The organism is Fusicatenibacter saccharivorans (assembly GCF_027667425.1).
In the GTDB taxonomy this organism is placed as follows: domain Bacteria; phylum Bacillota; class Clostridia; order Lachnospirales; family Lachnospiraceae; genus Fusicatenibacter; species Fusicatenibacter saccharivorans.
The window spans coordinates 122,935-141,591 of the sequence record NZ_JAQEGR010000002.1; the positions used below are offsets into that span (position 1 = coordinate 122,935).

At 40.5% G+C, this 18,657-nt stretch carries 15 protein-coding genes; 13 read left to right on the top strand and 2 right to left on the bottom strand.

Features of this window, described 5'->3' with window-relative positions:
• Positions 1 to 80: 80 nt before the first annotated feature.
• Positions 81 to 1,817, top strand: a complete 1,737-nt coding sequence (locus tag PGS38_RS02690) for an SGNH/GDSL hydrolase family protein (RefSeq protein ID WP_118595811.1) — start codon at positions 81 to 83, stop codon at positions 1,815 to 1,817.
• 11 nt (positions 1,818 to 1,828) lie between these two features.
• On the top strand, positions 1,829 to 3,394 hold the full coding sequence (locus PGS38_RS02695; RefSeq protein WP_118595812.1) for a glycoside hydrolase family 43 protein: 1,566 nt from the start codon (positions 1,829 to 1,831) through the stop codon (positions 3,392 to 3,394).
• On the opposite strand, the gene PGS38_RS02700 is transcribed toward PGS38_RS02695, so the two are convergent.
• A complete protein-coding gene (locus PGS38_RS02700; RefSeq protein WP_118595813.1) occupies positions 3,391 to 4,272 on the bottom strand; it encodes a helix-turn-helix transcriptional regulator in 882 nt (293 codons plus the stop codon). The two genes, PGS38_RS02695 and PGS38_RS02700, sit on opposite strands and share 4 nt — an antisense overlap.
• 211 nt (positions 4,273 to 4,483) lie before the next feature.
• Between PGS38_RS02700 and PGS38_RS02705 the strand changes: the two genes are divergently transcribed.
• The 7 genes from PGS38_RS02705 to PGS38_RS02735 all read left to right on the top strand — a co-directional run bounded on the left by PGS38_RS02705 (position 4,484) and on the right by PGS38_RS02735 (position 13,272).
• Positions 4,484 to 6,241: a sensor histidine kinase gene (locus PGS38_RS02705; RefSeq protein WP_118595814.1), complete on the top strand. Its 1,758-nt coding sequence runs from the start codon at positions 4,484 to 4,486 to the stop codon at positions 6,239 to 6,241.
• Between the two features lie 21 nt (positions 6,242 to 6,262).
• The gene (locus tag PGS38_RS02710; protein WP_270475869.1) at positions 6,263 to 7,228 is read left to right on the top strand and encodes a response regulator; all 966 of its coding nucleotides are present in this window, start codon (positions 6,263 to 6,265) and stop codon (positions 7,226 to 7,228) included.
• A 30-nt stretch (positions 7,229 to 7,258) separates the two neighbouring features.
• Entirely contained in the window at positions 7,259 to 7,858 is a 600-nt protein-coding gene (locus PGS38_RS02715; protein WP_270475870.1) for a helix-turn-helix domain-containing protein, read from the top strand.
• 142 nt (positions 7,859 to 8,000) lie between these two features.
• Positions 8,001 to 9,671, top strand: coding sequence for an extracellular solute-binding protein (locus PGS38_RS02720; RefSeq protein ID WP_118595816.1), 1,671 nt, complete (start codon positions 8,001 to 8,003; stop codon positions 9,669 to 9,671).
• 67 nt (positions 9,672 to 9,738) lie between these two features.
• Positions 9,739 to 10,689, top strand: coding sequence for an ABC transporter permease (locus tag PGS38_RS02725; RefSeq protein WP_118595817.1), 951 nt, complete (start codon positions 9,739 to 9,741; stop codon positions 10,687 to 10,689).
• Positions 10,690 to 10,700: 11 nt separating this feature from the next.
• The gene (locus PGS38_RS02730; protein WP_118595818.1) at positions 10,701 to 11,594 is read left to right on the top strand and encodes a carbohydrate ABC transporter permease; all 894 of its coding nucleotides are present in this window, start codon (positions 10,701 to 10,703) and stop codon (positions 11,592 to 11,594) included.
• A 70-nt stretch (positions 11,595 to 11,664) separates the two neighbouring features.
• On the top strand, positions 11,665 to 13,272 hold the full coding sequence (locus tag PGS38_RS02735; protein ID WP_118595819.1) for a glycoside hydrolase family 43 protein: 1,608 nt from the start codon (positions 11,665 to 11,667) through the stop codon (positions 13,270 to 13,272).
• 368 nt (positions 13,273 to 13,640) lie between these two features.
• Here PGS38_RS02735 and PGS38_RS02740 read toward each other — a convergent pair whose 3' ends face one another.
• Entirely contained in the window at positions 13,641 to 14,255 is a 615-nt protein-coding gene (locus tag PGS38_RS02740; RefSeq protein WP_243008134.1) for a helix-turn-helix domain-containing protein, read from the bottom strand.
• 177 nt (positions 14,256 to 14,432) lie between these two features.
• Here PGS38_RS02740 and PGS38_RS02745 point away from each other — a divergent pair, with 177 nt between their 5' ends.
• From PGS38_RS02745 to PGS38_RS02760, 4 genes are all read left to right on the top strand, one after another.
• Positions 14,433 to 14,609 carry a helix-turn-helix domain-containing protein gene (locus PGS38_RS02745; RefSeq protein WP_118640716.1) on the top strand — a complete coding sequence of 59 codons (177 nt, stop codon included), beginning with the start codon at positions 14,433 to 14,435 and terminating at the stop codon, positions 14,607 to 14,609.
• A 14-nt stretch (positions 14,610 to 14,623) separates the two neighbouring features.
• Entirely contained in the window at positions 14,624 to 16,066 is a 1,443-nt protein-coding gene (locus tag PGS38_RS02750) for a plasmid recombination protein (protein WP_118640718.1), read from the top strand.
• Positions 16,067 to 16,069: 3 nt separating this feature from the next.
• Positions 16,070 to 16,444, top strand: coding sequence for a TnpV protein (locus PGS38_RS02755; RefSeq protein ID WP_055201005.1), 375 nt, complete (start codon positions 16,070 to 16,072; stop codon positions 16,442 to 16,444).
• A gap of 245 nt (positions 16,445 to 16,689) precedes the next feature.
• Entirely contained in the window at positions 16,690 to 18,594 is a 1,905-nt protein-coding gene (locus PGS38_RS02760) for a P-loop NTPase fold protein (RefSeq protein WP_118640720.1), read from the top strand.
• Positions 18,595 to 18,657: the final 63 nt, after the last annotated feature.

The window sequence follows — 18,657 nt, forward strand, 5'->3', positions numbered from 1 at the left end:
TCCCGGTGTACAGCACCGGGAGTTCTGTTACAATGGAGTTATCTTGAGTTAACACAGGAAAAGCAGGAGGAATAATAAGGATGGAAGGACCGAAGGCGCCAAGAGATCCGGAAAAAATGAGACCCTATTTTTATATTTTAAAGGACAAAGAAATTTTTGGATCAAAACAGGAAGATGGAACCGGAATCCAGTTCGTGTATGAGAGTGACGGAAGACTGATCAACAGTGCACAGATTGCCGGAAATATCACAGATCAGGAGGAACTGGCTTTACTGGAGAACGTAGAAGGATTTCGAAAACTGGTACACAGCATCGGAATCTCTGTGGAACTGGATGATCCCAGAGAGTCTGTTGAATTTGTGTTTCAGATGTATGGAAAAAAGGATCTCTATGGAGGGGGAACGAATCTGAAAACCAAACTGCCCGGAGATGGAATGGAGAGAAAAATAGATCTGTCCGATTATACATGGACAGAAGATGATGATATTCCGGGGCAGATAAAATTTATCTTTCAGACACCGGAATTGCTGGGAAAAGCAAGTGTAAGACTTTATTTGAATGATGGATATGATGCACCGAAAGAAACCGCAGAAGAAAAAATAGATATTCGTTCGGAAGAATACAGGGAAATGATACAAAGATCTCTGATGAATTTCGGAAATACCTGCCGGATACAGAGAGTAATTGAAAAAGCCAGAGACGGAAAAGAAGTTACGCTTGCATATATCGGCGGATCTATCACGCAGGGGGCGGGAGCAATTCCGATCCATACAAAATGTTACGCCTATCAGTCCTGCCAATTATTTCAGAAGCGCTTTGCAGCACAGGATAATGTCAGATTGATAAAAGCAGGAGTGGGAGGCACCCCTTCTGAGTTGGGGATGATCCGCTTTGACAGAGATGTTCTGCGCGGAGAGGAACAGCCGGATCTTGTAGTGATCGAATTTGCTGTTAATGATGAAGGGGATGAAACAAAGGGGGACTGCTATGAAAGCCTTGTACGTAAAGTGCTGAATCTTCCCTGGAAGCCTGCTGTAGTGCTTCTGTTTTCTGTTTTTGCAAATGACTGGAATCTTCAGGAACGCCTGAAACCGGTGGGATACTGCTATGATCTTCCGATGGTCAGTATACGGGATGCCGTAAGCCCGCAGTTTCAGATGCCAAAAGGACAGGGACGGGTTCTGACAAAAAATCAGTTCTTTTATGATATGTTTCATCCAAACAATATGGGGCACACGATTATGGCGGACTGTCTGCAGTATTTGTTTGAACAATGCGATCTCAGGAATCAATGTGGGGGTGAAACACTGGAAAGACAGATGAAGGCGGAAGAACGACTGAAAGAATGCATGAGCGAGCCACCCGCAATCGGAAAGAGTTTTGAAACAGTTCGTCTGCTGGATCGAAAAGACAGATACAGAGGAGCCGAAATTGATGAAGGTGGATTTACAGCCGTGGACAGGGAACTGCAGAGCGTCGAAATGGACGCAGAACTTACACCTGTGCCGCAGTTCCCGTATAACTGGATGTATGATGGCACCAATTCCGATAAAAACTATTTCGAAATGACGATAACCTGCAGAAGTCTGCTTCTTGTTTTTAAAGATTCCGGTGAAATTTATACGGGAAAAGCAGAGATTTCCGTAGATGGAGGATACTGTATGACAGCGGATCCGCATATCAATAACTGGCTGCATTGCAATGCGGTCATTCTTTTCCAGGAGGAAGAGAGTAAGAAACATATCGTGAGAATTACAATACCAGAAGAAGACAGGAATAAACAGTTTACGATTCTTGGATTCGGGTATGTACAGTAAAGGAGAAAGTTATGGTAACGGCAAATAATCCAATTTTATCCGGTTTTTATCCGGATCCGTCGATTTGCAGGGCGGGGGATGATTACTATATTGTAAATTCAAGTTTTGTTTATGCCCCGGGAGTTCCGATTTTTCACAGCAGAGATCTGGCACACTGGGAACAGATCGGAAATATTCTGAACCGGAAGGAGCAGCTTCCAGTAGAGGGAAGTGAAATCTCAAGAGGTATTTTTGCACCGACGATTCGTTATCATGAAGGATTATTTTATATGATAACAACAAACGTAAGCTACGGCGGAAATTTTATTGTTACAGCGAAAAAGCCGGAGGGTCCCTGGTCAGATCCGTATTATCTTGGTGAAGAAGCAGCAGGAATTGATCCAAGCCTGTTTTTTGATGAGGATGGAAAATGCTATTACTGCGGAACAAGACCAAACCCGGAAGGTGTGCGATATAATGGGGACTGGGAAATCTGGGTACAGGAACTTGATCTGAACACCATGAAACTGACAGGAGAAAGCATGACAATCTGGAAAGGTGCGGTAAAAGACTGCATCTGGCCGGAAGGGCCGCATATTTACAAAATCGGAGAATATTATTACCTGATGCATGCAGAGGGCGGTACAGGTCCGGAACACAGTATCTCAGTTGCCAGAAGCAGAAAACTGTTTCAGTGGTTTGAAGGATGCCCGAGGAACCCCATTTTTACACATCGCAATCTGGGAATGGATTATCCGGTGATTTATGCAGGCCATGGAGATCTTGTAGATGATGGACATGGAAACTGGTATGTAGTAATGCTTGCTTCACGGCCGTGCAGAAAACACAGCAGTATGGGCAGAGAGACATTTCTTGCTAAAGTGATATGGGAAAATGGATGGCCGGTCATTGCGCCTGGAGTGGGACATCTGGAAGAGCAGGTGGAAATCCCAATGGAAGAATATCGCTTTGCACAGGAAGTTACAAAATGTGATCAGATTCATTTCTGGGATAAAGAGTTGGATCAGAGACTGATTGGAATTGGCGGGTGTGATGAAACCATTTATTCGCTGAAAGAAAAAGAGGGAATGCTGCGGTTGTATCCCCGAAAAGAAAGTATTGCAGAAGCAGCCTATTGCTCCTATCTTGGATTACGGCAGAAAAGCTATCGCTTTGAAGCGGAAACAGGAGTTTTCTTTGTGCCGGAAAACGAGAAGGAAACGGCAGGTCTGGTTCTTTACCAGAATTATGAGAATCATCTGAGGATGGAAATCGCAAAAAAGCAGGAACAGAAAGTTTTTCGTGTTGTAACGTGTATCAAAGGAACAGAAACGAAAGCAGCAGAAGTTTTACTGCCAGGAGAGACGGAACAACTGCTGAAAATACGCCTGCAATGCCATGATCAGACGGCAAAAGTATGGATTGCGTCAGAAAATGGCTGGGAATGTGCGGCAGAGGAAATCAGTCTTCTTCCGTACACAACAGAAGAGGCAGGTGGTTTTGTCGGATGTACCATCGGCATGTATGCTTCTTCTAATGGAATGGAAAGCAAAAACCATGCAGACTTTGCATGGTTTACCTGCAGCAGCAGGAATTAGGGATTTTTCTGCTGCTTTTCCGGATGAATATACATATCGCGGAATTCCGTAGGCGTACATTGTTTGACAGAACGGAAGACGCGAAGAAAGGTGGAAAGACTGGAGAAACCAGACTGAAGTGCTGCCTCCGTGACAGGAATATCGGGATCGGATAAGAGCAGCATGGCATGATCAATTCTTTTGCGATTAAGGTATTTGTAATAGGTGGTATTTGTAAACTGCTTAAACAGTCTGGTAAAGTGGTATTTGCTGAAGCCTGCTGTTTTTGCAACCTGGTCAAGAGAAAGATCTTCCGTGCAGTGTTCATCAATATAATTGCAGATGGAAAGAAAACGATCCAGATATTCTTTCTGCTTTTGCGGTCCGGCATCAAAACGGCAGGATGCAAAGGCCTGGTATCTGCCGATCAGAGAAAGAATATCAAGCATGCGCGCATAGATAACAGCTTCCGAAAGAAAGGAATCCTCTTCATATTCCGAAAGAATCTGGCAGATAAGATGATAAATATCGGAATAGATGTCAGGAGCGGTCTGAGGAGTAAGAGTGAGAACCGGGGAAATCAGCGCGAGGATGGAATTGAGATCGCGGATTTTTGACACAACCGACCATTCAATCTGCAGAATAATTCGTTTTCCGTTTTCCGGTGCCACAAGAGAGTGAAGGATCCCAGGGCAGATGAAAATAATGTCGCCCTCCTGAAGAAGAACAGGTTTATCCCCGAGGAAAACCGTATAAGTCCCTTCCAGAGGCATAATGATTTCCATGGGAGTATGCCAGTGAATGGGATAGTCCTCGCAGTCTGTGTTTACAAAAAGCCGCAGACTGCTGTTCTCTTTATACGTTACGGTTTCGTGAATCCCGTCTAAATGTTCAATCATAATATTGCCTCCGGAGGACTGCTGTAAATTTGATATTATCATAATACAGTAAAACAGAGATCACAAGAGAAAAAATTGAAAGAAGAGAACTGAAAACAGAATTCCAATCTAAATCTGGATATGATAAGATAACTGTGTGAAAGATGACATTGGAAAATCCAGAAGGGAGCAGGCAGTGTCTGCTCCCTGATTCACGTGAGAGGTTCTGAGAATGAAAGAGTTGCTTCAAAAAATTGAAAAACGGATGGATGACTTTACGGTCAAAAAGAAATTATACATTTTATATATTTTTTGCGTACTGCTTCCGCTGATCATTACGGACAGCGTGGTTTTTTTAATCATAAGAAATTCCGAGATGGAAAAGCAGAAACATGATATGACCAACATTGCAAATGCGGTAAGCTACAACATCAGCAGCGTGGTAAATAATGCAGGAGAAATGGCAAAAACGATCTATACCAGCAGATATATTGATGATTTTCTATCCAGAAAATATGATACCTCTGCTCAGTATATCATGGAATACCAGGAGTTTTTCAAGGATACTTTGTTAGAAAATCTGCTGGGAATGAATCAGATTGTATTTACGATGTATACGAACAATGACACCATTGTGAAGGGAGGAAAAGTAGGTAATATAGAGGATCTGAAAGAAACGCAGGCGTATCAGAAACTGAACCAGAGTGGGGAAACAAAAGGTTTTTTCTTTGTCTATGACAAAAACAGATCCGGAACGGCAGAGGAACGCAAGGTGGTATTTCTTCAAAAACTCGATTTTTTTTCAGGAGATCAGGAAAAAATGCTGCAGTTGGAATTTGACTATGGGAACATGATGCGTACGCTTCAGAAAATGAATTTTGACAACGAAGTTTTGATCTGTGAGGAGAATCAGATTGTACTTTCCAATACGAAACATGGAAGCACAGGTTCAGACTTTGAAGAACTGGATGATAAAATAAAGAAGGGATATCATCAGACGGTCAATCTGTATGGTACGGAACTTGAGGTGTATGTCAGACGTACGGGGGAGAACGCGATTGCGAATATTGCTCATGATTTACCGAGTATTCTGCTTCTGATCCTGATTAATGCGATTCTGCCATTCTTTTTTGTACATATCCTGAATCATTCGTTCACAAAACGTATTACGGAGCTGAATGAAGTGTTTAAAAGCGTGGATTCCGAACAGCTTGTACCGATGCGTCATGAAGGCGGAAAAGATGAAATCGGAAGTATGATTCGAAGCTACAATCGAATGGCGGCCAGGACAAATGAGCTGATTCAGACAGTTTATAAAAACAAACTCGTAGAGCAGGAGATGCTTGTCAGCCGCAAAAATGCAGAACTTCTTGCCCTTCACAGCCAGATTAATCCTCATTTTCTGTTTAATGCACTTGAGAGCATCCGCATGCACAGCATTTTGAAAAATGAGAATGAAACAGCGGATATGGTTGAAAAACTGGCTGTCATGCAAAGACAGTATGTCGAATGGGGCGAGGACTCTGTGACGATTGAACAGGAAGTGGAATTTGTAAAGGCGTATCTGGCACTCCAGAAATATCGTTTCGGAGAAAGACTGAGTTATCAGATTGAGATTGATGAAGAATGCAGAAAAAGAAAGGTTCCAAAACTTACGCTGGTAACATTCGTAGAAAATGCATGTGTGCATGGAATTGAAAGTAAAGCGTCTCCAGGCTGGATTTTTGTAAGAGTATATGAACAAAACGAGCTGATCTGCATGGAAATAGAAGATACTGGGAACGGAATGGAAGAAGGCAAAAGGCAGGAACTTCTGGAAAACATGAGAAACGCAGACATTGAGATGCTGAAAAAGAAAGGAAGGGTAGGAATTGTCAATGCATGTTTAAGATTGAAAATGGTATCGGAAAATAAAGTGAAGATCGATCTGGATGGAGAAGAAGGGGTGGGTACACTGATAACAATCTGGATGCCCCTGGAGTATATGTAGTGTAGAGCAGGGAGGAGAAAAATGTTAAAAGTACTGTTGGTTGATGATGAACCCTTTATCCTGCAGGGAATTAAGGTCATCATAGACTGGGAAAAAGAAGGATTTGAAATTGCTGCGACGGCAGAAAACGGTCTGGAAGCACTGGAATATTTGAAAAAAGAAAAAGTGGATCTTATCATAGCAGATATCCGGATGCCTGGTATGACAGGTCTGGAATTACTGGAGCAGATACGAAGGGAAGAAATATCGGATGCGTATTTTGTTATTCTGAGCGGTTATGCGGAGTTTGATTACGCAAGGCGTGCCATGCAGAATAAATGTACGGAATATCTGTTAAAACCTGTTGACCGGGAAACCCTGTTAAAACTGTTGCATAAGGTTCGTGCATTATCAGACCGGGAGAGACAGGAATCAAAGGCACATGAGGAAATGGAACATGCCTATTTTTCGAGACATCTGATCTCTTTAATCCATGGAAAATACGATGATGTCAATCTTAATTACGTAAAAAAACACATGAAAGATACGCAGGGAATCCGTTATGTGGAGATTCAGAAAGAACAGCCGAACAATCTGGAAGAACAGAGCGATAAAGACCTGCGGAATTTTCAAAGAGAGCTGTATGACTGCTGCAGAGAATTTTTGAAAGAAGATGCCAAGCACTGTGTATTTGATGTTTCTGCGGATGAAAAAATATATGATATTGGTTTTGTATATTCTGAAAACCTTGCGGAGCGTCTGGGAATGGATGATAAAACATACCTTTCTGCATTCCGGCAATATCTTGTCAATAATACGAAACAGCCGGTTATTATGCTGGTTGGGAAAAAAGTACCAGATATCAGCAATGTGGCAAGATCGTATGGTAATGCCTGTATGCTCCGCTCTTTTCAGGGGTTCCGGGCACGAAAAGAAATCTATTATTATGAGGATGAAGTGCAGGTTACAGCGGCTGGAATGGTCTTATGCAAACAGGGGCTGGATTAGCTTCTTACCACCATTGAACAGAATAACCACATGGAGATCCGGAAAGCAGTAGAACAGTTTTATGAAGAAATGAGTCAGATGGGAATGAATGCTGAGAGCATGAATCTGAATATCAATTATCTGCTTTTCCAACTGATCCATCTGGCGAGTGAGCAGGATAATGACGTAAACCAGGAAGAAATCCTGCGGCTGATCAGTGAAAGCAGCTTTGAGAATGGTATCCTGCGTGGCAGTAAGGCGCATATGGCGCGCTTTGCATGTGAATACGGCGATTATCTTTCTCAGCTTCGAAAAAACGTTTCCAGGGGCGTTCTCGGCATGGTAGAAAAAGAAATCAAAGAGAATTATGCCGCCAACCTCACGCTGAAGGGTCTCAGTGAAAAATACTATGTCAACAGTGCCTATCTCGGGCAGCTGTTTCGGAAAAAATATGGTCTTTCCTTCAAGGACTATCTGAACAATTTCCGGATGGAGCAGGCCGCAGGCCTTCTGATCCGCACGGATAAAAAAATTGTGCAGATTGCAGAAGAAGTAGGATATCATGATCTGGATTATTTTGTAAACCGTTTTATTCAGGTGAAAGGGTGCACACCGGCCAGATTCCGAAAACAGATGCAGCAGGGAAGTTAAAGAAAACAGGAAGTAAGAAACAGGGTAAATTATAGTGCGTATCTACGATCTATAATTTACCCTGTTTCTTACTATAGTTCATCCGATTGTTTCAAACCTGCAAACTGATAAAATAAATACTATCAAAGGGAGGTATTACAAGATGAAGAGAAAAAAAATTGTAAGCATGCTGCTTGCCTCGGCAATGGCAGCAACCCTGCTCGCAGGATGTGGAGCAGGAGGAAAGAGTTCCTCTAAGGGAGATTCTGACGGAGAGATAAAAGAATTTACCGCATTTTTTGCAGTCCCGGGATCCGAAATCAATGATGATAATGAGGTTCAGCAGATCATTGCAGAAAAAACAGGCGCAAAGGTAAAAGAAACCTGGCTGACGGGTCAGACGGATGTTGAGGCTATTGGCACCATGATCGCAGGAGGAGAGTATCCGGACTTTATTGAGGGCGGAAACGGACAGATGCAGTTATATGATGCCGATGCACTGGTTGCACTGGATGACTATCTGGATGATTATCCTAATATTAAAAATCTGTTCTCTGATCTTGAGTGGGAAAAATTAAGACAGGATGATGGCCATATTTACTGGATTCCACAGTTTAGCTGCATTAAAAATGAAGAAAAAGTATGTACACATAATGATGAAGCATTCTGGATTCAGGCCAGAGTCTTAAAATGGGCGGGTTATCCGGAAATTAAAACAATGGATGATTACTTTAATCTGATTGAATCCTACAACGAAGCGAATCCGACTATGGAAGACGGAACGGAAAATATTCCATACACCATCCTCTGTGACGACTGGAGATATTTCTGTCTGGAGAATGCCCCGCAGTTCCTCGACGGATATCCAAATGATGGATCCTGTATGGTAGATCCGGATACACTGACCGTTTTAGATTATAACACTTCGGATACAGCGGTTGCCTACTTCCGAAAACTGAATGAAGAGTATCAGAAGGGAATTGTAGATCCGGAATCCTTTACACAGAGTTACGATGAATATATTTCCAAACTTTCTACCGGACGTGTACTTGGAATGATTGATCAGTGGTGGGATTTCTCGAATGCAAATGATGCAATCAAACAGGCTGGACTGGATGAGCAGGGCTGCGATTATATTCCTGTTCCGGTTACGATTGATGGCCGTGACAATCAGTGGCACAATTCAGGCGGGGCATTTAATGAGTCGAGCGGTCTTGCAATTACAACAAGCTGTGAAGATGTGGAAGGAGCATTACAGTTTGTAAATGATCTTCTGGATCAGGATATTCACAATCTCAGATTTTGGGGTGTAGAGGGTACCGATTATGAGGTGGATGAAAACGGAGAATTCTACCGAACAGAGGAAGAGCGGACGAAACAGTCTGATACCGCGTACAAAGCATCTCATACCTGCCCATATTCCTACTTCCCACAGTACACTGGAACCAGTGATGATGGAATTAACGCCAATAAACCGGATGGACAGGCAAGTGAGTTCTTTGATGGATTAAATCAGGATGTAAAAGAAACCTTTGAGGCTTATGGTGTTGAGACTTATGTTGAGATGCTTGGAACAAATGAGGCACCTGGAGACTGGTATCCGATGTGGTCCTTCTCTAACAATTTCACAACAGATACACCTGGCGGAGTTGCATGGAACAAAATTGCAGATGTAAAACATGAGCAGCTTCCGCAGGTTGTTATGGCAAAAGATTTTGACGCGGCATGGGATACCTACATGGATGCTTACAATGCATGCCACCCGGAAGACTTTATCAGTGAACTGCAGACTGAATTAGACACAAGAATGGAGCAGGCAGCGAAGTTCAAATAAAAAATGAAATTTTGAAGCGGGCAGATGTGAAAAATTTCATCTGCCCGTTTTTTTAAGGAGTGAGGTCATGTCTTTAGCGAGAACAAAATCAAAAACAAAAGAGCCCAGAACAAAAATCACATGGAAAGAAATCAAAAGACAGAAAGTCCTGCTTTTCTGGGCAGCAATTATCGTAGCATATGGTGTGATTTTCTATTACCTTCCGCTTGCTGGCTGGGCAATGGCATTTCAGAACTACAAACCGAAACTAGGAATCCTGCATTCAGAGTTTGTAGGATTAGAAAAATTCCGGACACTGTTCTCAGATATGACGTTTATCCGTGTTATCCGGAATACTCTGGCAATGGGAGTTATCAATCTTGTTGTAACTTTCGTAACGGCAATTGCGTTTGCAATTTTATTAAATGAAATCAGAAGCCATATAGGAAAAAAAGTGGTTCAGACCATTTCCTATCTGCCGCATTTCCTTTCGTGGATTATTGTAACCGGTATTCTGCATGATATGCTTTCCGGAACTGGTATTGTAAATGAAGTTCTGGTGAATCTGCATATCATCAAACAGCCAATTAACTTTTTTGCACATACGAGCTACTTCTGGCCTATTGTTGCTTTTGCAAATGTGTGGAAGGAAACCGGCTGGAATGCCATTATTTATCTGGCAGCAATCACAGCAATTGATCCATCTTTATATGAGGCGGCATCCATAGACGGCGCCGGAAGGTGGAATAAAATTAAGTACGTGACACTTCCTGGAATCAAACCGACCATTATGATTCTTCTCCTGATGAACGTAGGCAACGTTTTGAATGCCGGATTTGAAATTCAGTATCTTTTAGGAAACGGCCTGGTACAGAGAGTATCACAGACCATTGATATCTACGTATTGAAATGGGGTATCAGCCAGGGCGATTATGCAATCGGTACGGCAGCAGGTATTTTCAAGAGTGCAGTCAGCATTATACTGATTATGATCGCAAACCAGATTGCAAAACGCAATGGCGAAGAGCGATTGTTCTAAGGAGGTTCATCATGGCAAAAAAAACTGGAAAAAAGACCGGAAAATTGGATCTGTTTCCGATAATAAATGGTATTATCATGGTACTGTTTATAGTCATTACACTGTATCCGGTATTAAATACACTGGCAATATCATTAAACGATGGTACAGATGCCCTTCGCGGAGGAATTTATCTGCTGCCAAGAAAATTCACATGGAAAAACTATATCACCGTTCTTCAGAAGGATAACCTGATCACGGGCGCATATATCACAGTGGCGCGAACCATCATCGGAACGCTGCTGGCACTGGTAGCAAATGCAATCCTGGCGTTTATTGTAAGCAGAAAACGCTTTCTGTTTAAAAAAGAATTATCCTTATTCTGGGTTATCACCATGTATGTCAACGGTGGAATGATTCCTACATTCCTGCTGTACAAACAACTTGGCCTGACAAACAGTTTCGGGGTATATGTAATTCCTGGAATGGTCAGTGCGTTCAATATGCTGGTAATCCGTACCTATATGAACGGAATTTCCGACAGTCTGGAAGAGTCCGCGCAGCTTGACGGTGCAGGATATACCACGATTTTTCTGAAGATTTATTCACCGCTCTGTAAGCCGGTATATGCAACCGTAGCATTATTTGTGGCGGTAGGACAGTGGAACTCCTGGTTTGATGCGATGCTGTACAACAGAATGAACAGCAATCTGACGACCCTTCAGTATGAGCTTATGAAACTCTTATCATCGGTTACGAATCAGGGAACCTCTGTGGAAGCAATGAAAAATGCAGCCGGTTCGGTCACACCGACGTCGGTCCGTGCAGCAGCAACCATTATTACCATGCTTCCAATTATTTGTATTTATCCATTTTTACAGAAATACTTTGTTGCCGGGCTTACTCTTGGCGGAGTAAAAGAATAAAGATACTGCATTTTATCCAGGGTCATGCTGTTTTGGCATGACCCTGAAATATTATATGAGGAGAGAGCATATGAAGATAGCAGGAAAAAATCCAATTACAGAACTGGATTATCCGGATCCAGATGTCATCCGGGTAGATGATACGTATTACATGGTAAGCACTACAATGCACTTTATGCCGGGGTGTGAGATTCTGCGGTCGTATGACCTCATTCACTGGGAACATCTGAGCTATGTGTATGAAAGACTGGACAGCACAGAGGAACAGAGGCTTGTTGGTGAGAAAAACTGCTATGGAAAAGGCATGTGGGCCGCATCGCTCCGATACCATAAAGGGATGTATTATATTTGCTTTGTGGCGAATGATACCGGAAAAACATACCTTTATACTGCTGATGATATCGAAGGACCATGGGAAAAACGCATCATAGAAGGCTTTTATCATGACTGCTCACTTTTGTTTGAGGATGATCATGTTTATATTGTTTCCGGCAATAGAAATGTTCGTCTGCAGGAATTGAAAAAAGATCTGGGCGGTCCAAAGGAAGGCGGACTGGATCGGATTCTGGTCAGTGATAGTCGGAATCCGGGGCTTGGTTTTGAAGGAAGTCATTTTTATAAAATCAATGGAATGTATTATTTATTCCTGATTCATTCCCTTCCGGACAGGTGGATGCGGACGCAGGCATGCTATGTATCAGACAGCCTGACGGGAGAATTTAGAGGCGGAGATGTGTTGTGTGATACCATGGGGTATTGCGGCCAGGGCGTTGCGCAGGGAGGAATTGTGGATACGCCGGATCATAAATGGTACGCCGTACTTTTCCAGGACAGAGGTGCTGTCGGCAGAATCCCGGTTCTTGTGCCAGTAAAATGGGAGAAAAATGTCAGAGTTACCTATATGCCGGCGCCGGGCGAACAAAAAGAGCAGATCATAAAAGAAAATTATCCGGTATTGGGTGATTCGGGAAGGGCACTCTGTGAAGTGGAAACAAAAAGCACAAGACCGGAGGAACAGTATCATTCGCTTGTGGAGAGTGATGATTTTTCAGAATGGAATCCGGACCAGAAACGGCTGTTTGGAACGTTTGGATGGAAGAGCTGCTGGCAGTTCAATCACGAACCGGAACTTTCCTGGATTGAGAATGATGCAGAAAAAGGGTGCCTCCGAATGAGCTGTAAAAAGCAGTGCAAAAATGTCACGCAGGCAGTAAATACGATCACCCAGAGGATGAAGTTTCCGATGTGCATAACAGAAGTAACCGTTGATGCGGAAAGACTGAAGGACGGAGATTATGCAGGTATGTGTGCATTACAGGGATGTTACGGCATGGCGGCAGTTACAAAGCGTGATGGACGGATGTTTCTGGTTATGAGATCTCTCGAAGCGGAAAATGACAGCCTGGAAGGAAATCAGGGCAACAGTGAAGAAAACGAATGGGAAGCAGTGGCGGTTGAATCATCGAAAATAAGAATCCGGATGGAAGCGGATTTCCAGAACCAGCACGATAAAGTCCGGTTTTTATATTGGAGCGATGAAAAATGGAAACAGATCGGACCATGGCATCAGCTCTATTTCAAAATGGATCATTTCACAGGATGCAGAGTTGGACTGTTTGCCTATGCAACGAAAGAAGCAGGGGGAATCGCAGAATTCGGCAGATTCCGATATTTTTAACAAAAAGTTCCCGCCCCGGCATTTATAAGTGAAATTCCGTTGAATTTCTGGAAACTGCTGGTGATCTTTCTGGAGAGAACCATCATTGCCATTCCGCTGATCGTGAAGGTGGACGTACTGTAGGATCAGGACGTGTTGCTACAGTTATCGAATAATTATAGCATAACATCTTAATTATATATATTGAGTACCGCAAGGTACATTGTGTCCAAACGTAAGATACCCCGGAACCGTAAGGTTTCCGGGGTTTTTCTGTTGAGTAAAAAGTTTAAAATAAGGCTGTAAAGAATAGCGAATATATTAAAAACAGGCAGGTATGGGAAGAAACTGAAAATCTTCGCATATATGCCTGTGATACTGTTATGATACTATTTCTGTTCGTTATTGGAAAATTTCTGTGCTAAAAGTTCATCTCGTTTACGGATTCGGGTTTCAAAATCCAGTTCTTCAATTTCTTTATGGGTGACGGGTTTGGAAGTGTAGTATTCCAACGTCTGTTTCTTCCACATATCAAACATATCTTTACCTGTGAAATAAGATTCCAGGCTTTCTCTGTTCTCCTGCAGATCGGCAAGAAAATTACACATATCTGCATTTAAAGAGTGTTCCGGATCATTTCCATAAAAGCGAAGTCCGGCATACCATTTCTGTGTTTCTGTTTCTATATCACCGGGAAATTTATTATTTATATCCAGTTCATACCGGAGTTCATTGGATTCATTCATCTGCAATAAAACCCAAATAATATCGCTGAGAGTAGAAATCTGTACTTTATTTTCAGATAATCCAAATAACCAGTCCAGTGAGACATGAAATTTCTGAGCAATAGTCAATAACACATCATTGGAGGGAGTAACCACACCATTTTCATAACTGGATAAAGTTGACTGACGTATACCGATAGCTGCGGAAAAGTTTTTCTGATTCATCTTCAGATCAGTTCGCAGCTCTTTTATTTTTTCTGAAATAGATGATTCCTGCATATTATCCACCTCCTTAAAAGCTATGATTAGTATATCACAAATGATAAAAATCAACAATATAGAAAAATATCATTCATACAGATAAAAATTATTGACAATGATTATTTAAAATGATATAGTATCAGTGAAAATGATAATTATAGATAAGGAGAAAATGATATGTAGAGACAGAACTATATGATTACAGCGGAAGAAGTTGCAGAGAGCATGGGGATTTCACTTGGATATGCTTACAAACTGCTTCGCAAACTGAACAAAGAGCTTGCAGATCAGGGATATGTAACCGTTTCGGGCAAGATACCGAGGGCATTCTGGGAAAAGAAATTTTATGGATATTCCCAGATTGCAATGTAAGGGGGTGAGAAAGTATGGCAGCATACAAAGATGAAGAAAGAGGAACCTGGTATGTTTCATTTTATTATGAGGACTGGACAGGAGCCAAAAAGCGAAAAGTAAAAAGAGGATTCCGCACTAAGAAAGAAGCATTAAATTTTGAAGCGGAGTATAAAAGAACAGCGAAAGCAGACATGGATAAAGAACTGTTTGATGAAGCTGTAGAACGATATAATATCGGGAAAAGAAAAGATCGACAGATTACAAATTACTATGAAAAAATCCGGCAGGGCAAACAGGAAAAATTGTTCCATGAAGTGATTTTCCAGATTGGAAATCGAGAAGATATGGCTGTCGGAACAGCAGAAGGAGGTCAGGCTGTAAAAGTACTGGATGAGTATGTAAAGGACTTCCAGAAACGGAATCCAACGCTACGGGTATTTGGTTGTTATCTACATCAGGATGAAGCTACGCCACATCTACATATTGATTTTATTCCTTATGTAACTGATTGGAAAGGAAAAGGAATGGACACCAGAGTTTCGCTGAAACAGGCATTAAAAAGTCTTGGATTTCAAGGTGGGAATAAGCATGATACTGAGTTAAACCAGTGGATGAACCATGAAAAAGAAGTTCTGGCAGGGATTGCAAAAGAGCATGGTATTGAATGGGAACAGAAAGGCAGTCATGAGGAACATCTGGATGTCTATAACTTCAAGAAAAAAGAACGGAAAAAGGAAGTACAGAAATTAGAGCAGGAGAAAGAGTATCTAACTGCAGAAAACGAAGAACTGACAGCACAAATTGCGGAATCCAGAGCAGATATTCAGATTTTAAAAGACGATAAGGAACAGGCAATTAGGGAGAAGCAAGAAGCAGAACAAAGGGCAGAGGACGCAGAAAAAGAACTAAAAAGTCTGGAAGATCGTCGGAATGTGCTACAACCAATCATGGATAATGCCAGTAAGGAAATAAAAGAATATGGAATGATTAAGACGTTTTTACCGGAGGCAGGAACATTTGAACGTGCAGTACCTTACAGGGAGAATAAAATCAAGCCATTGTTTATCAAGATGAAGAATCAGATTGCTGCATTAGCTGGAAAGGTTGTAGAACTTAACAAAATGGTAGAAAGCTGGAAAAATAAATATCAAAAATCTGTTGAGGAATGTGATAATATCCAGAAACAGTTAGACGATGTACGTAAGGAAAATGGAAAATTATCAAATGATAATCAACGTTTACAAGAGACTTCGGACAGATATGACAGAGTGGTGCGTATTCTGGGAATGGAAACTGTAGAGGATGTGGTGCAGCAGGACATTAAAGAACAAAGGGCACTGGAAGAAAAACGGCGAATGGAGCAAATGCCAAAGGGAAGCGTTCTGAAACAGTTGGAATGGGCGACTCAAAAGAGTCAGATTGAAAACCAACAACGTAAGAAAAATAAAACAAAATACAAAGGATTGGAGATTTAGACTATGAAAAAACAAATTTATGATGAGAAAAATGGAATGAGCTATACGTTGCATGGAGATTACTATTTGCCGGATCTGGTTTTAAGAGAAGAAGAACCGACATATGGAAAATATGGAATGTTACGAAAGCAGTTCTTAAAAGAACACAGATCAGCAAGGTATCAGTATTTGTTATTGACTGGAAAGCTGAATGAACATCTGAATCAGATTGATCAAGAATCCAGAAAACAGATGGAAATGCTTATGGGACAGATGGTAGAAAGACAAGGTGTAACTGAGGAATTAAAGGTACAGGATCAGATGAAGTGGGTTAGGTTAATGAATAATATAAAAGCCAGTGCAGAAGAAATTGTATTGAAAAATATGGTATATGTGTAAGTTGTGAAGGGCGGTCGATAAGATCGCTCATTTACACTTTTGTATCTATTAGAATAGCACTTTAGAAAGCACTATGGTAAAATAAGGTGAAGGCAAGTTCGAAATTTGGGATATAGACTGATAAAATTAAAGAGTTTGGTATAGGGTAATATTTATTAACAATGTGGGGATGAAAAATTTTCAATAGAATGAATTTGTTTAGATAATATGATAATTAAGAAACATTTTGGTATTCGGAGGAAAGAATGAATCTTATTGAAGAATTAAAAAATTATTGTGATATAAATAATCCGGTTGGTGCACTAATGTTGTCTGGAGAGTGGGGATGTGGTAAAACATATCTTATTAAAACCAAATTTATCCCATCAGTGAAAGATACATATGTTTTTGTATGTATTAGTTTATTTGGTATAGACTCTTTAGATAAATTAAGAGTTGAGGTAAAGAAAAAATGGTTGGAGAAAGCAAGCGAATTTGATAGTCTGAATGGAACAAAGGTTTCAAGAGTAGCAGATTCTTGTAGAAGAATATTTGACACAATCAAGGATAGGTTGCCTGAAAATTGGCAAAAAAAAGGAGAAGTAGTTTCTTCTATTATGGACTTGATTAATTTTATGCCTATAAGTAATAGAATGTTTGAAAAAAAAGTTATACTTGTTTTTGATGATTTAGAGAGAACTAATATTTCTTGTACAGATCTTCTGGGATGCATTAATGATTATTGTGAAAATCAGGGCTTTAATACGATTATTGTTGCAAATGAAGAAAAAATAAAAGATAGATCAGATAATGAATTATCATATCGTGAAATTAAAGAAAAAATAGTGCAAAGAGTTATTCCATTTGTTCCTGACTATGAAGAAGTAGTTTCTAATTCTATAGAATTAATGTCTTGTGGTATAGAATATAAAGGGCTTCTCAGAAAAAATGAGAAATTATTAGTTAAAATTTTGTCAGGTGATTTTAATGATAACGCAATCATTGAACAGTATAAGGCTAAAAATTACAAACTTGGTAGTAACAAGGAAAGAGAAGAATGTCAAAAAGAAGAGGAAGAACTTCGAAAACTGTTAGCACAAAGACCACATAATATACGAAGTTTTAAATGTGCTATTCAAGACTTTGAACGTGTATATAATAAGTTGGTCAAAGAGGACATTCAAGACTGTAGTAATTGGCTTCTTTCCTTTACATGTCTTATGATGACGAATAAAGCAGGATTGCTTCAGGAAATTACAAGATACGGACATTTGTTTTGGTATCTTAATGTAGAAAAACTTTATCCCGAATTGTTTGACGATAATTTTATAGTGGATGGATTCTCAAAGTGGGTTATTCAAGGGGAGTGGAATGAGGATGTTATTTCGAAAGAGATACAGTTGTTTTTGAAAAAAGAGAAAGCGGCTACCCCACTTGAAATTCTTAGAACATATAATTTACCTGAAGTTGATGAAGAAATAATTGATGAAGGATTTAAAGATTTATTAATAGAAGTATATGCAGGAAATTTATCTTTAGATGAGTATATCCTTTTCCTTTATAATTGTTGCTATTCTAGAATGTATGACTTTGATTTACCTACGATCGATTGGGAAAAAGTGAGAGAGGGTATTAGAAAGCAAATAAAATATTTAGTTGAATCTGATGAAAAAGACAGCCATTCTCACAGAATGATTGGGGATGACAGTAAAGAACATTTCACAGAAGATGAATGGTCAGCATACCAGATTATAAAAGAATTTAGAGATAATAATGTGTGGATTTATGAAAAAAATCAAAAGCTCTATATTGATTTGATTAGTTCAGACTTGAATGTTGCATTTAGAGAGCTGAGTAATAAAAGATACAATAAATTTTCTCTTGAGATGGAAGCAGCAACAATTAATGCATTTAAGAATGCTGATAATATGGATAAAAATCATTTTTCAGGGTGGTTTGTTGGGATTTGGGGACAGTACAGTAATTCACCAGAGATTGAGGGGCAAGGCACAACGGTATCACTCAAAAAGTTAAGAGATGATTTGAATTCTGTAATGCAGGAATATAAAGAAAAAGGCAAGAACATTGCGGCTGGGCATACACAAAATTTTATAAAAAAACTAGAGGCCATTATAAAAACGGAAAGTGAAGATACAACAGTCGAACAGTAACGGGCTAGCTTGTTTTGGGCTATATAGAATAAAAAATTTTTGACATTTTCACACATGCGTGCT

Bases quoted from the DNA above. Each gene is read 5' to 3' on its own strand.
- PGS38_RS02695 (WP_118595812.1), top strand. From the start codon at position 1,829: ATGGTAACGGCAAATAATCCAATTTTATCCGGTTTTTATCCGGATCCG.
- PGS38_RS02760 (WP_118640720.1), top strand. From the start codon at position 16,690: ATGAATCTTATTGAAGAATTAAAAAATTATTGTGATATAAATAATCCG.
- PGS38_RS02705 (WP_118595814.1), top strand. From the start codon at position 4,484: ATGAAAGAGTTGCTTCAAAAAATTGAAAAACGGATGGATGACTTTACG.
- PGS38_RS02745 (WP_118640716.1), top strand. From the start codon at position 14,433: ATGATTACAGCGGAAGAAGTTGCAGAGAGCATGGGGATTTCACTTGGA.
- PGS38_RS02700 (WP_118595813.1), bottom strand. From the start codon at position 4,272: ATGATTGAACATTTAGACGGGATTCACGAAACCGTAACGTATAAAGAG.
- PGS38_RS02690 (WP_118595811.1), top strand. From the start codon at position 81: ATGGAAGGACCGAAGGCGCCAAGAGATCCGGAAAAAATGAGACCCTAT.
- PGS38_RS02750 (WP_118640718.1), top strand. From the start codon at position 14,624: ATGGCAGCATACAAAGATGAAGAAAGAGGAACCTGGTATGTTTCATTT.
- PGS38_RS02710 (WP_270475869.1), top strand. From the start codon at position 6,263: ATGTTAAAAGTACTGTTGGTTGATGATGAACCCTTTATCCTGCAGGGA.
- PGS38_RS02755 (WP_055201005.1), top strand. From the start codon at position 16,070: ATGAAAAAACAAATTTATGATGAGAAAAATGGAATGAGCTATACGTTG.
- PGS38_RS02725 (WP_118595817.1), top strand. From the start codon at position 9,739: ATGTCTTTAGCGAGAACAAAATCAAAAACAAAAGAGCCCAGAACAAAA.
- PGS38_RS02715 (WP_270475870.1), top strand. From the start codon at position 7,259: ATGGAGATCCGGAAAGCAGTAGAACAGTTTTATGAAGAAATGAGTCAG.
- PGS38_RS02735 (WP_118595819.1), top strand. From the start codon at position 11,665: ATGAAGATAGCAGGAAAAAATCCAATTACAGAACTGGATTATCCGGAT.
- PGS38_RS02740 (WP_243008134.1), bottom strand. From the start codon at position 14,255: ATGCAGGAATCATCTATTTCAGAAAAAATAAAAGAGCTGCGAACTGAT.
- PGS38_RS02720 (WP_118595816.1), top strand. From the start codon at position 8,001: ATGAAGAGAAAAAAAATTGTAAGCATGCTGCTTGCCTCGGCAATGGCA.
- PGS38_RS02730 (WP_118595818.1), top strand. From the start codon at position 10,701: ATGGCAAAAAAAACTGGAAAAAAGACCGGAAAATTGGATCTGTTTCCG.